15 protein-coding genes are annotated in these 13,180 nt (G+C 35.4%); 3 read left to right on the forward strand and 12 right to left on the reverse strand.

Annotated elements, in window-relative coordinates; genetic code table 11:
- Window positions 1-136 precede the first annotated feature (136 nt).
- The 3 genes from lepB to AC0ONG_RS13930 form a co-directional block, all read right to left on the reverse strand.
- Window positions 137-688 (reverse strand): signal peptidase I, encoded by a 552-nt coding sequence (gene lepB / locus AC0ONG_RS13920; RefSeq protein WP_000662490.1) that lies wholly within the window; start codon window positions 686-688, stop codon window positions 137-139.
- Window positions 689-711: 23 nt separating this feature from the next.
- Window positions 712-1,389, reverse strand: a complete 678-nt coding sequence (locus tag AC0ONG_RS13925) for a copper homeostasis protein CutC (protein ID WP_000895107.1) — start codon at window positions 1,387-1,389, stop codon at window positions 712-714.
- A 197-nt stretch (window positions 1,390-1,586) separates the two neighbouring features.
- Window positions 1,587-2,294 carry an ArsR/SmtB family transcription factor gene (locus tag AC0ONG_RS13930; protein WP_001103796.1) on the reverse strand — a complete coding sequence of 236 codons (708 nt, stop codon included), beginning with the start codon at window positions 2,292-2,294 and terminating at the stop codon, window positions 1,587-1,589.
- A 69-nt stretch (window positions 2,295-2,363) separates the two neighbouring features.
- Here AC0ONG_RS13930 and AC0ONG_RS13935 point away from each other — a divergent pair, with 69 nt between their 5' ends.
- Window positions 2,364-2,834: a DinB family protein gene (locus AC0ONG_RS13935; protein ID WP_000991277.1), complete on the forward strand. Its 471-nt coding sequence runs from the start codon at window positions 2,364-2,366 to the stop codon at window positions 2,832-2,834.
- A 215-nt stretch (window positions 2,835-3,049) separates the two neighbouring features.
- Here AC0ONG_RS13935 and AC0ONG_RS13940 read toward each other — a convergent pair whose 3' ends face one another.
- From AC0ONG_RS13940 to AC0ONG_RS13975, 8 genes are all read right to left on the reverse strand, one after another.
- Entirely contained in the window at window positions 3,050-4,198 is a 1,149-nt protein-coding gene (locus AC0ONG_RS13940; protein ID WP_001218365.1) for an acyl-CoA dehydrogenase family protein, read from the reverse strand.
- Between the two features lie 300 nt (window positions 4,199-4,498).
- A complete protein-coding gene (locus tag AC0ONG_RS13945) occupies window positions 4,499-5,131 on the reverse strand; it encodes a YdcF family protein (protein WP_000662217.1) in 633 nt (210 codons plus the stop codon).
- Between the two features lie 330 nt (window positions 5,132-5,461).
- Window positions 5,462-6,049 carry a GNAT family N-acetyltransferase gene (locus AC0ONG_RS13950; protein WP_000402590.1) on the reverse strand — a complete coding sequence of 196 codons (588 nt, stop codon included), beginning with the start codon at window positions 6,047-6,049 and terminating at the stop codon, window positions 5,462-5,464.
- A gap of 218 nt (window positions 6,050-6,267) precedes the next feature.
- Window positions 6,268-7,596, reverse strand: a complete 1,329-nt coding sequence (locus tag AC0ONG_RS13955) for a YjiH family protein (RefSeq protein WP_474203597.1) — start codon at window positions 7,594-7,596, stop codon at window positions 6,268-6,270.
- Between the two features lie 108 nt (window positions 7,597-7,704).
- Window positions 7,705-8,586, reverse strand: a complete 882-nt coding sequence (locus AC0ONG_RS13960; RefSeq protein ID WP_000550180.1) for an aminoglycoside phosphotransferase family protein — start codon at window positions 8,584-8,586, stop codon at window positions 7,705-7,707.
- The gene (locus AC0ONG_RS13965; protein WP_000440746.1) at window positions 8,587-9,102 is read right to left on the reverse strand and encodes a GNAT family N-acetyltransferase; all 516 of its coding nucleotides are present in this window, start codon (window positions 9,100-9,102) and stop codon (window positions 8,587-8,589) included. It lies immediately after the preceding gene.
- A gap of 23 nt (window positions 9,103-9,125) precedes the next feature.
- Window positions 9,126-9,593, reverse strand: a complete 468-nt coding sequence (locus AC0ONG_RS13970) for a DUF2691 family protein (protein WP_000820199.1) — start codon at window positions 9,591-9,593, stop codon at window positions 9,126-9,128.
- Window positions 9,594-9,809: 216 nt separating this feature from the next.
- A complete protein-coding gene (locus AC0ONG_RS13975; protein ID WP_000282834.1) occupies window positions 9,810-10,244 on the reverse strand; it encodes a ferritin-like domain-containing protein in 435 nt (144 codons plus the stop codon).
- A 309-nt stretch (window positions 10,245-10,553) separates the two neighbouring features.
- On the opposite strand from AC0ONG_RS13975, the gene AC0ONG_RS13980 reads away from it, so the two are divergent.
- Entirely contained in the window at window positions 10,554-11,060 is a 507-nt protein-coding gene (locus AC0ONG_RS13980; protein WP_001139518.1) for a GNAT family N-acetyltransferase, read from the forward strand.
- Window positions 11,061-11,164: 104 nt separating this feature from the next.
- Here AC0ONG_RS13980 and AC0ONG_RS13985 read toward each other — a convergent pair whose 3' ends face one another.
- Complete coding sequence (locus AC0ONG_RS13985; protein WP_000475837.1) at window positions 11,165-12,346, reverse strand: YhgE/Pip domain-containing protein; 1,182 nt, start codon at window positions 12,344-12,346, stop codon at window positions 11,165-11,167.
- A 171-nt stretch (window positions 12,347-12,517) separates the two neighbouring features.
- Between AC0ONG_RS13985 and AC0ONG_RS13990 the strand changes: the two genes are divergently transcribed.
- The gene (locus AC0ONG_RS13990; protein ID WP_001205690.1) at window positions 12,518-13,135 is read left to right on the forward strand and encodes a TetR/AcrR family transcriptional regulator; all 618 of its coding nucleotides are present in this window, start codon (window positions 12,518-12,520) and stop codon (window positions 13,133-13,135) included.
- Window positions 13,136-13,180: the final 45 nt, after the last annotated feature.

Genomic DNA, 13,180 nt, shown 5'->3' on the forward strand with positions numbered 1-13,180 from the left:
GAATTACGGAACTTAAATTCCATTTTTCGAAACAAACATATAATTTAAAATTATAAAATATTCTTTCAATTCAATCAATAGATTTTAAGCAAATAAAAAAGTATGGAAGAATATCTCTCCCATACTTCACCACACTTTATAACGCTCTTACTTGTTTTAACGGCCAGAAAACAGCTTGTCCTTTTCCGACAATTTCATCTTCTGAAATAAAGCCAAACATGCGACCATCCTTAGAAACTTCACGATTATCCCCTAAAACAAATACTTGGCCTTCTGGCACTTTCGTTTTCCCTGTGATTTGTTCTAACGTAAAGTCTGGAGTTAATACACGGCCTACTGCTTTTTCTTTAAACTGTTTTAAATATGGTTCTTCCATCGCTTTGCCGTTTACATATAAAACATCATTTTTATACTCAACTGTATCGCCTGGCAAACCAATTACTCGTTTTACTAAATCGTACCCTTCTTTTCCGTGGAAGACGATAATATCAAAGCGATCTAATCCACTTATACTATAACCAATCTTATTCACGAGAACTCGTTCGTTATTTTCTAAAGTGGGCATCATCGATTCACCTTGTACTAAAGAAGGTGTAAATAAAACACCGCGAATAATAGCAATTAATACAAGGGTAAACCCTATCGTTTTAGCCCAAGAGAATAATTCTTTCTTCGTATTTTCCTTCATCGTTTCTCCTCTTTCTTAAGCACTTATTTTATTATTTCAACTAGTTCTTGTACTACATTAGGATCTATTTCAGAAAAACATGATTTTGCTTCTCTTACCGCTGTACCGACATGTGCTTGCGAAATTCCAGTTTCATCTAGCAATCGCTTTATATTTTCTTTCGTCACGCCAGCTCCAGCTACAAGCTGAATTTGACCATCACTTACTTTTTGCATTTCTGTAAGCACCGGAATATTGTCTACAATATCTCCTTGTCCACCTGAAGTTAAAACGTGAGTTACTTTATGAAACTTCTTTAAAGTTCTCATCGCTTCTACTGGATTTTCTATATCATCTATCGCACGGTGGTACGTTACATTCATTCCATCTACAACAGATAGTAAATCCGCTAATTTCTCTTCATCTACTTCATTTTGTTCGTTTAATACGCCTAATACTACACCAGCTGCTCCTAACTTCTGCGCAACTATAATATCTTCTTTCATCATTTCAATTTCTTCTTCCGTATATGTAAAAGACTTCGCATGCGGACGAATCATAACATGAATTGGTATACTCACCGCTTCTACCGCTTTTTTTATAAAAGCATAACTTGGTGTTAAACCACCTTCTGTATAAGATGAAATTAATTCAATCCGCTTCCCGCCAGCGCTTTCAATTCGTTTTACATCTTCTAAACATGTTGCAATAACCTCTAACATGAGATGACCTCTTTTCGTGCTTTTTTCTTATTATAACATTAGTAAAAATAAGAAGCCTAGCTTTCTCCTTTAAAACTTAAAAAAGAAGAATGAAAAGAAAGATTTTTTATTGGCAACGATTATTGGTAACATCCTATTATTCATGTACACTCCTACCATAATGAAAAAGCCCGTCATTTTGACGGACTTTTCTAATTTCAAGCTTTTCTTTCCTCAGTTTTCATATCAATGCCTAATTGATCTTCCAATAACTTTACACCTTTCTTTGTAAGATGGACAGCTCGGTTCTTATCCGTTTTCGTAATCCATCCTTGTTCAAAAAGCAGTTTTGCAATTGCAGACCCTAGCCAACCAGAAATATGGTAACGCCGTTCACTCCAATCAAGGCAAGGTTTTGCAAATACCCTCCTTTTTGTATCTTCCTCATCAACATTTATTCCAAAATTCAGAAACCATTGTTTACCTTGTTCTGTTACAATGTATTCTCCATCCTCTAAAATTATAAATTTCCTATCTAGTAATTTTTCAGTTATCTCTACACCGAGTTTGCCTGCAAGATGATCATAACAAGTTCGAGCATAACGAATTTGTTTTAGTTGACCTGATTGTTTTAAAGAGCGAACTTGAACTGTTGGTGCGATTGTCTCTAACTTTTCAAGCACTTCTGCAACTTCTTGATTAGCAAGTCGATAGTAACGATGTCTACCATGTTGTTCAACTGTAAGTAGATTCCCCTCTACTAATTTAGAAAGATGAGAACTAATTGTTGGATGTGACACTTTTGCCATATAAGCCAATTCGCTAGCAGGTAGTGCCTGATTATTCATTAGACAATCTAAGATGATTGCTCTTGTAGGTTCAGCAATTAGTTTAGCTATATATGAGATATTCGGATATACATTCATATTTCGATGATACCCTAACTGTTAAATTGATACAATTATTTTAAGTTTAATAGTAAAGAAGAATTTATTATGAATGCAATTGATCTTAGTATATTAAATTTGAAAGAGACGAGAAGGCGCTCAGAAAAATTATGGAATTCTCTTCCCGATAATTTTCTTAATTGGAGGCCTGATAATGAGGCTATTTCTTTTGGTGAGATGATTCGTCACGTATGGAGCTCAACTTTTTACTATCATATGATTTTAAAAAACAACGGCTCAATAAATGATATACATTTCCCGTATGATGAAGAGCCAATTACTTGTGTAAAAAAGGAAATTGAATTGGCACAATCATACTTTACTGACTTCATAGAGTATGTTCAATCCATAAACATAGCAGAGCTAGATTCAACCCTTATCGATCGAAGCGATGTTGGCTATCAAAGATATTTAGGAGACATGCTATTACGAATTGCCTATCATGATGCGGTCCATGCAGGTCAATTTTTACAATATTTACGAATGATAAACTTAGAAAGACCATTAATTTGGGATTAAATACGAAAAATGTTTATACAGCCTTCAAACTGGCATTACAACAAGAATTTTTCAACAAGAAACAATCACAAAACCATGATAATCATTTATATTAAAAACCTACATCTCAACCAAGTACTTCATACACATAAAAAGCACGGATTTGATCACTAATCAAACCCGTGCTTTCAAAACAACTATTTTATCCATAAACAATAAAATATAAGCTTTAAAAACTACGACCGAAACGCCGCATCCGCCAGCATAGACAATATTGCATCATCCATCGGTGGATTGTGTAATCCTGCTCTGACGTTTAAATAGTAACGATGGAGCGGATTTTTTTCTGATAAACTTTTTGCTCCTACGATGCGCATTGATTTATCCACTATGGATATCGCCGCATTTGTTACGGCGTATTTCACTGCCGCTAATTCTGCTTGCAGTGACAGTTTATCTTCTGCCTCATCGTATTTTTTCGCAATTTGATATAAAAAGACGCGAGCTTGCATAAGCTCGAGTTCTAATTCTCCAACTAATCTTCTAACATTCGGTAATAAACTAATAGAATGGTTTAAACTATTTGGTCTGTATGATCCCGCAAACTGAACTGCATAATTTCTTGCTGATTGTGCAATTCCTAAATAACATGCTGGTATATGTAGCAACCAGCCAATACCCTTTTGTTTCACTTTCCCGCCTTTTACATCCGTAAAAAAGCGGTTGTCTATCTCTACATTTTGTAAGACAAGGTCGTGGCTAGCAGTCCCTCGCATTGCAACGCTATCCCACGTTTCTTCAATAGATACACCGAGTGTATTTCTTGGAATAACAAACTCACCAACTTCTTCTTGGCCTTCCATACTTGCTGAAATAATAAAATAATCAAGTACTGGCGCCATCGTTGTAAAAGTTTTTCTTCCATTTATAACCCACTTCTCGCCTTGTTGAACCGCTATTGTTTCTGGTTTGCCGCCACGCGTCGGACTCCCTGTTTTCGGTTCTGTTGCTGCCCTGTTAAAGAGCGCACCATTACGTACTTCTTCGCAAAACCATTTGAACATCTCATCATTCCAAGAGCGATTTTCCGCTAGCTCCTTCACAATGCCAAGATGCCAGCCAATCGATAATGCAGTAGCTCCACAGCCTTCCGCGATTTTCTCTTGAAATAAAACGAAGTCATATAAAGAAATGGCACTACCACCAAATTCCTTCGGTAACGTTAATTTCGTATATCCGATATCTTTCAAATCATTTATATTTTCATACGGAAATGATCCTAATTCACTTAGCTGATGCTCCCTTTCCATGAACTTCGGAATCAATTTATTTATTTTCTCAATAATTAAAGACTGTTCTTCTGTTTCAACAAATGAGAGTGCCATACTATAATCTCCTTTATCCCGCATTAACGGGCAGTAAAACTCCCACCTAAAAATTCAGGTGAAGCAAAGGAAGTTAGGCGGGAGATCAACTGCCCGTAAACGCCCGATTGGTTCAACTAATAATCAGTGGGAAACCCACCCACTGATTAAAGTTTCACTTTATGCTCGATTCATAAACCGTTCATTTTGTCATTATGATTATATGAAGCTACCTCTCTATTGTTTCACTATTCCGATAAAAATACAATGTTTTTGACTAATAAGAAAAGTTCCTATTTAAGGATAGATCCTTTTCTTATATTAGTCCCCCTTCAATGCTTTTAACGGCAAAGAGGTTACATATCCAATATACGAGAATAATTCTTTAAAGAAGAATGGTATTTCTGTATCTAACGTTTTATATGCTGATGTCGGCGTTGGTGAAGCATATGCTTCAATATTAATATGTTTTGCGATTCTCATTGCGCGTTTCATATGAAGTGGATCACTTACAATCGTGTATGTGTGTATTCCGTTCTCTATTCCAACTTGCTTCGCATTCTTTAAATTTTCTTCAGTGAAAAGGGATTTTGTTTCAATTAAAATATCTTCCTCTTTTACACCTTGTTTCATTGCATATACTCTTGCAGTACGTGCTTCCTCAAGTTCTGCCTCGAACTTTGTACCACCTGTAAAAATAATCTTTTTAATATTTCCGTTCCTATATAAAGAAATCGCATGATTAATTCTTTCTTTAAATACAGGAGATGGTTTTCCGTTCCATGAAGCTGCGCCTAGTACGATACCAGCATCCGTTTTCACGTCATCATTTGCTTTAAAACGATAACTCCAAATATCGTAAGCTGCATAACTTACATATAAAATAGCAGAACAAATCATTAGTAAAAATACTTGAAAGATTCGTCTTTTCTTACTCTTCTTATTTTCTTTCATTTGTAATTGCCTCCGTACATCATCCATACTTCTATAAAAAACATTTATATCAAATCGTTTTGTTTGAGTTTATTTAAAAGAAGGAACTTTACTTGTTATTTATATATAAAAGGGTTTTCATTTAAAATTGAGGATTATCAATTCATTTTCATTTGCGGTTTTCATTACATTTTTTTAAATTCATAAGTTTATTACCATACAACTACATTGTAACGAATTTTTTCTCAGAAGGGAACGATGAAACAAAAGGAATTAAAATAAAGTAGCATTTTGTAAGAAAAAAGGTATATTTTTCATACCTCACGAACAATATACCTTTCAAAACACGAATTATACCTTTTCTTTATATAACTCTAATTTTTCTAACAATTGTTCTTTTACGCCTGGCCATTCACTCGAGATAATACTGTACACCACCGCATCTCTCACATAACCATTCGGTAATTTTCTTTCATTTCTAAGCACACCCTCTTTTACTGCGCCTAACCTTTCAATTGCTCGTTGTGCTTTTTCATTTCTTGCATCCGTCTTAATTTGTACCCTAAGCATATGCAGTTTTTCAAAAGCATACTGGAGAAGCATATACTTACACTCTGTATTTATACTCGTACGTTGCACACTCGGATGATACCACGTTTGCCCTAACTCAACTGTCTTATCTTCTACTGAAATATTATATAAACGTGTACTTCCTACAATCTTATTCGTCTGTTGATCTACGACTACCAAAGGTATTTGAGTACCTCTTCCGTAACCCTTTATCGCTTTTTGAACGTATTGTTGCATATCTTGCACACTATCCATTTTAGAGATTAAATACGCCCAAATATCCCGATTTCCTTCTACAATCGAAAACAAAGTTTCGACATCAGTATTATCCATTAACCGCAACTTTGCTCTTTCGTGAATAATTTCCATTTGTAAGCCCCCTTTGTTGTTACTATAACATACCATCAATATCGTTTTATTAATATATAAAAATATTTTTTCGTAAACGTGTAGTACATCTAAAAATAAAAAATGCGATGCCTTTATTCAAGCATCGCACTTATAATTTCGCACTACCTACGATTTTACAATAAATATTCATTTACACAAGTTAGTAAACGTCATATATTTAGAACTTACATTCTAGTTCAAAGCAACAAATAAGCAATCGGCGTAATGATAAGCAACGTTAAAATCGTTCTCTGCACATACAGAATAATAAGTTCAGATACTTTTAACGGAATATCTGTTGATAATATACAAGGAATGGAAGCGGAGAAAAACAGTATAGATGATACGGAAACAACTGCAATGACAAACTTTGTCACAAGTGGCGCACTTACAACTAATAATGACGGTAAAAACATTTCTGCAATACCAACTGATGCGGCTTTAGCGACTAAGTCTGCTTCTGGTAATTGTAATAGCCATGTAAACGGATAGAAAATATAACTGATCCAATCAAATATTGGCGTAAACTTCGCTAAGACGATACCAATTAATCCTACTGACATAATGGATGGTAGAATTCCCATCGTCATAATAAATCCGTCTTTTAAATTCACTGCAATATTTTTCATAATGCTCGGTGCAGACTTTGATACTTCTAACGCATCTTCCCAAGCACATTCTAACATTTTCTCTTTATAAACAGGCTCTGGGAACCCTTCTTCTGTTACATATGTATCTGGTTTTCTACTGAGGGGCGGGATTCTTACGGTGATAGCAGTCACGATGAATGTTACAACAAGCGTAGTCCAAAAATAAACATTCCATAAATGCATAATATCTAATGTTTTTGCGATGATGATCATAAATGTAGCGGATACTGTAGAAAATCCTGTAGCGATAATCGCCGCTTCTTTTGTGGTATACTTTCCTTCTTTATACACGCGATTCGTAATAAGGAGAGCAAGCGAATAACTTCCAACGAAGGACGCAACTGCATCGATTGCCGATCTCCCCGGCGTATTCCATAATGGCCTCATAATCGGACGACAAAATGTACCGATAAATTCAAGCAATCCATATCCGACTAATAACGCTAAAAACGCCGAGCCAATTGGAACGAGCAAACTTACTGATATGACTAGCTTCTCATACAAAAACGGTCCAACATCTGGCGCAAAGAACCAAGCTGGTCCTACTTTTAAACAATATAATATGCCAAAAACAACGCCAACTACTTTTAAAATAGAAAAACAAATGTCTACGATAGATGCATTCCATTTCTTCGTATAAAATGGATAAATCGCACCAATTGCCATAACAAATAATGCATAATAAGGTACTACGTCAGGAACCGAAGCCCTAATCCACGATACGATATGATCAATCATAATAGACGATGCACCGTTTATCGTAACAGGAACGAAAAACATAAACACTCCAACGAGACTAGCAAGTATAAACCGGAGAATAATCCCCTTCTCTCGCCCTGCCTTAATTATATTGCTCTTTAATTCAATTTCACTCAAAATTCGACACCTCCTATTATCTAAATATTCTGTATAATTATGTTATATTCCTTCTTTCCGTTTCTACTATTTAATCATATGAAAAAACCTATTTTGAAATAGGCTTTTCTATTCCCCTTTATAATCATCCACAATCACTTGAATGATACGATAAGATTCTTCTGCCACCCTCTCATTACTATCCTTATTTGCGTCATATGTAATTAACGCCTTCCAAAGTGCCCATCCTCTCGCTCTATTCCATGTTTCTTCGTCCATACGTAACACTTCTTTAAATACGTTTCTACTATTTTCATCAAAAAATGTCCAAGCCATCGCCGCATCACATGCAGGATCTCCTACTCCTAAAATACCAAAATCAATTACAGCACAAAGCTTTCCATCTTTAACGAGTAAATTCCCTGGCGCTACATCTCCATGAACCCAAACTGGCTTACGGTCCCATGTTGAACTAAGTGCTACATTCCAAAGGTGCTTTAATAATGCCTCGTCAAAAACATCCTTATTATTTTCAATAGCAACTCTCGCCTCTTCATCATATACCGATATAAGTCCGCCCCGGTAAAAATTATGTGTTCCAGCTAAAGGTCCGTTACTCGCATCAATAGATTGCAATTCTACTAAAAAAGATCCTAAATCCGCTGCAAATTCATTTAAATCACGAACGTTTTGTTTCGTAACTGTTTCCCCCTCTATCCACTTATTAATAGACCAAGGCAATGGATACGCTTCAGACGGATTTCCTTTCGCAAGTGGGGTAGAAATCGGTAAAGAAAGCCTCTTACTTAATAGTGGTAACCACTTATTTTCTTTCTCTACTTGCGGTGCATATGCCACATCACTTGGCAATCTTACACTCATCTCATCCCCTAAGTGAAACGTCCTATTATCATGCCCACTAAACTTTACAGGTTTCACTTCTAAATGGGCCCATTCGGGAAACTGTTCCTGTATTAACTTTTCAACTAAACTTACATTAATTAGATGCATTCACATTCTCCTTTTCTTTTGAAACTTACTAAGCCCATCCGTACTTCCAACATATTCAAAACCATTTTTCTTATAAAAATCATTCAACGTACGATTATGCCCCACACAATCTAACTTCAAATACTCTTTATCACATTGCACATTCTCTTCTACCCACTGTAAAATCCATTCGCCTATTCCATTTCCCTTATACTTCCGTTTCACCGCAAATCTATGAATATATAATGAATTAGAAACTTCCTCTTTACCAAAAATATGTTCATCCCATTCATTTTGTTTAGGAGAAACTGTAACCGTACCAACTATTTCATCTTCTTTCAGAACAACATATGTATATTTTTCTCTTATACATTCTAGTATTTCAGCCGTAGCTTCCTCTCCTAAAAGATACTGCCACTGATCCACTTCTTTATATTGTAGCCATTGCGCTACTTCTTTTAATAAAAGGAGAATACTATCACTTTCAATTTCAGTAGCAATTCGAATTTCATGTTCTTTACTTATATTTCTCTCCATATTGCCGTTCCCCTTTCAAATTGCTACCATACTGACAAATGCGTCCTTCCATCATTTTCATCTGTAATATATTCTACATAAAATCCTTGATTCACTGCGTTTTCATACATCATTTCAATCTCTTCTTGGTTTTTCGCATAAATTTGTATATACTCACCATCCGCTACTAATACGACTACTTCACACTTACTCTCCTTAAATTCTTCAAATGTTGCAATTTCTCCTAGTACCTCTCCTTTTGGACATGCTTTTAAATCTAAAAATAAAAGATAATATATGTTATCTTTTATTAGCTTTTTTAATTCTGATCCTTCCATGATCTCGTTATCTTCTGAAAATAATTCTGAACCTAATTCATTTCCTATTATTATATAAGCTTCCTCCCTTCCCATGACTTGCCAATCAAATACAGTAATATCAATTGGCTTTAATACTTTCCAAAGTAAATTATCATATCCATCTAGAATATCTACTGTAATCCCTCTTTTCATATACTTGCTCCTAACTTATTCATTTTCATTTCATACATTATATATCAAATGTAATTACTATATTTTGTCGATACATATGTACATCATAAAAAAACCGCTCCACTACTAGCGAAACGGTTTCCTTCTGCTTACATTTAAATATTTCATTCAATTGTTGCACTACGTTTTAAAATATTTTTTAATATATGCACCACATCAGTCGTTCATTCTTAATGCTCACTTCGACTTCACGAAGTAATATAAAAACCATACTGCATGATTTTGTTCATCCGCAGCTATTCTCCGCAACAACTCTTTCAGATGTGCATCCGATGTCTCATCTGAAATTTCCAAATAAAAATCTACTGTTTTTTGTTCATCTTGTATAGCGAACTCTAATCCTTGTAAATACGTATTTGGGCAGTCTTCAGTAATTTGTGGTTTTGGCTGCCTACCAGTTAAACTCGTATAAATTTGTACAAAGTTGTGAAAATGCTTTATTTCATCATTACGAATTTCAAGAATTTGTTTTTGTTCTACTTGATTTGGAGCCATATTCGCTAATTTTGCATAGCAGCTTATAGCGCTATACTCTCCGTTTATAGCTTTTTCAATATCACTAATCAACTTATCATTTTGTCTATACCAATCATAATAATTCGAATTATACATCGTATCCCTCCATACTTTCGCTTAACATTTTATGCATTTAGAAATAGTAGGAGCCTGTGTATATAACGGGACGACTTTAGATTGAAAGTAAAGTTTGAGAAAAGGGTCTATTTTGCAAAGGAATTGCTTATTCATAAAGTGAAACTATAATCAATGGGGATTTTACTACACGGCAAATAGCGGGTAAAATATCACTATTTTTTTGTACGCTGTTGCTATAAATTCGCGAATGAATCAGGTTTCCAACCAGATGTGGTGTTGAGATGCGAAGCTATTATGAATCCAGTCATATAACTAGGAGGTACCACTATGCCATCTTTATTTAAACCTATGGCCTTCCAGCTGAAAACCGAAAGACTTGAGCTTAGTATGTGGGAGGAATCCGATTCCGTTTGGCTGAGCAAATTAATTGGCGAACGTGGTGTGGACATTCCAGCCGTTGATTCCGTTCGTAACCGGCTCATTGAGATGCGCAAGAAGGCAGAGGAAAATGGCATTTCCCTTCTCACTATTCGAAGGCGCAATGAAGGCGATTTCATCGGATACTGCGGCTTAATTATCGGTCGTTCCACACTTGAAGAGCCGGAGATTGCATACGAGTTGTTCCGCAGCGCCCATGGTAAAGGTTATGCAACTGAGGCGGCATCCGTTGTACTGGACGCTGCGATTGCTACTGGGCGCCATAGACTTTGGTCGACTGTAGGCGCTTGGAATATCGCTTCACTCCGGGTACTAGAAAAGATAGGATTTAAGCGTCATCACAGTACGTGGGATGATGAACGTGGTGAGATTGTTTGGAACGTACGCGATTTTTAGAGATTCCGACTTAATTCTAAGGCGACAACAGCAGATACTCATTCTTCAGCTTTTAGATTTCATCACAAAAAAGCCGTTTCACTAATTTAGTGAAACGGCTTTTTTTAAGCGTTCAATTCTGTTTTATGCCCTTTTACTACACTACGTTTGAATGTAGTTGCTAATATAGTAACCATACTTACTATACCAATCCAAACGAGTACAGTAACAGGTGTATTCCAGCTTAATCCTTTTCCGAAGAAGAAGATTTCTCTTAGGCCTTCAATCATAAATTTCATTGGTAACCATGAGTAAACCCAGTCTTGATAAAACGGAGACAACATCTCAGGTGCTAACGATAATAACGGCGCTCCGAAGAATAGTAATAAAGCGAATAAACCGATTCCTTTTAGTCCAACTAATGAAAGTACCGCAGATATCATTAAGAAGAAACTAAAAGAAGTAATAGATAAGAATAGAGCTGTATCCGTGAAGTTCGAAATATTTAACCCTACCATCCCATCTGCAATCCATGTAAGACCAAACCCAATTACAAGTGTCGCAATAGCTCCTGTTACGATTTGTTTTACTTTTAACAGAAAGTTTTCTTTTCTTGAGCTTACTGGCATTTTACTAATCGCAATAAAAATAATCGCTGCACTAGCTAAACTTGCAATCCATAACGGTTGGAACAATGATATTGGTGAGTTACCGTTCGCACTATTTTTGCCGACCTCATTCACATTTTTCACGTTCTTTACAATAGGTGTTACTAATTTCTCAGCTTGGTCTGTTGTTACAGTAGCTCCTTTTGTTTTCAACCCTTCTAATATTTGTGTACGGACATTATTGTTCATATTATCAACGATCGCCTGTAATATTTGCCCTACCATAGTTGATGCAGCCGTATTCATTCCTTGATTAATATATATTTCTATCTCAGGTGAAGATGGCTGTGGTGTTCGTAACGATGCTTGTTTTGCACTAAATTCTTTCGGAATGACTAACGCTGCATAATACTCTTTATTATTTAGCCCTTTTTGAACTGCTTCCTTATTCTTCACTTCTACCCACTTTACCGCAGGTTCTTCATCTGATTTCGATGATTTTTTCACCGTATCAACAATTGTTTGCCCCATATTCATTTTCGGTTGATTTGGAATTTCTACACCTTGATCCTCATTTACAATTGCAATTGGCAAGTTTTTCGGCTGCGGTTGAACAGTTGGAAATAACGTTAATGAAAAAATAAAAACAACAAACAGTGCAATAACTGGTGATAAAAATAAAAGTTTATTTTTAAACATTTTCTTTTTTCCTCCTTTAATTTGATTTATAATAATCAACAACGTGTTGTTTATTTATATTTTGAATTATATGTTCGAGTTGAACCATATACAATAATCAAAAATCGGGAATGTGTCGGTTATAAGACACATTTTCTAAATGTGTTGAGTAAAATTAAGGAGGGACATGCGTTGCGCGATAGCAATTTAGATTTGCGTGTTGTTCGTACGAAAACCGCCATACGAAATGCATTGGTGGAGCTAATTGAAGAAAAAGGTTTTGACGCCATTACAGTGAAAGATATTACAACGAAAGCAAACATTAATCGCGGTACTTTCTATGCGCACTATCAAGATAAATTTGATTTAATGACAAAATGCCAAGAAGACATTATGTATGAGTTTTCTAAAATTGCCAAACAGAAATTCCCGGAAGTTATTGCTGATCTTGGAACAAATCCTTCTCCAACAATGCCATTTATACTTATCACTTCTATTCTTGAATTTCTAAATGAAAATAGTGATTTTATGAGAGCTGTGCTTAGCCCAAATGGAGATTTATCTTTCCAAACAAAACTGAAAGATTTTATGTGGAAAACATTATTTGAAGATACGAATGGTCCTCTCATTAATAAGGAAAATTTACTTGTTCCAAGCGAATACTTAACTTCTTATATGGCATCTGCACATATAGGTGTCATACAGCAATGGTTAAATAATGGACAAAAAGAAACACCTGAGGAGATTGCTCGCTTTTTATCAACTATTGCAGTTCATGGACCTTTTTATGCGGCTGGTTTAAAGAAATAAGTCAGCTATATAATAAAAGAGCATCCACTATAATAGTGGATGCTC

Source organism: Bacillus sp. TCT6 (genome assembly GCF_056033845.1).

Coding starts and splice junctions, on each gene's coding strand:
- lepB (WP_000662490.1), bottom strand. CDS start 688: ATGAAGGAAAATACGAAGAAAGAATTATTCTCTTGGGCTAAAACGATA.
- AC0ONG_RS13925 (WP_000895107.1), bottom strand. CDS start 1,389: ATGTTAGAGGTTATTGCAACATGTTTAGAAGATGTAAAACGAATTGAA.
- AC0ONG_RS13930 (WP_001103796.1), bottom strand. CDS start 2,294: ATGAATGTATATCCGAATATCTCATATATAGCTAAACTAATTGCTGAA.
- AC0ONG_RS13935 (WP_000991277.1), top strand. CDS start 2,364: ATGAATGCAATTGATCTTAGTATATTAAATTTGAAAGAGACGAGAAGG.
- AC0ONG_RS13940 (WP_001218365.1), bottom strand. CDS start 4,198: ATGGCACTCTCATTTGTTGAAACAGAAGAACAGTCTTTAATTATTGAG.
- AC0ONG_RS13945 (WP_000662217.1), bottom strand. CDS start 5,131: ATGAAAGAAAATAAGAAGAGTAAGAAAAGACGAATCTTTCAAGTATTT.
- AC0ONG_RS13950 (WP_000402590.1), bottom strand. CDS start 6,049: ATGGAAATTATTCACGAAAGAGCAAAGTTGCGGTTAATGGATAATACT.
- AC0ONG_RS13960 (WP_000550180.1), bottom strand. CDS start 8,586: ATGCATCTAATTAATGTAAGTTTAGTTGAAAAGTTAATACAGGAACAG.
- AC0ONG_RS13965 (WP_000440746.1), bottom strand. CDS start 9,102: ATGGAGAGAAATATAAGTAAAGAACATGAAATTCGAATTGCTACTGAA.
- AC0ONG_RS13970 (WP_000820199.1), bottom strand. CDS start 9,593: ATGAAAAGAGGGATTACAGTAGATATTCTAGATGGATATGATAATTTA.
- AC0ONG_RS13975 (WP_000282834.1), bottom strand. CDS start 10,244: ATGTATAATTCGAATTATTATGATTGGTATAGACAAAATGATAAGTTG.
- AC0ONG_RS13980 (WP_001139518.1), top strand. CDS start 10,554: ATGCCATCTTTATTTAAACCTATGGCCTTCCAGCTGAAAACCGAAAGA.
- AC0ONG_RS13985 (WP_000475837.1), bottom strand. CDS start 12,346: ATGTTTAAAAATAAACTTTTATTTTTATCACCAGTTATTGCACTGTTT.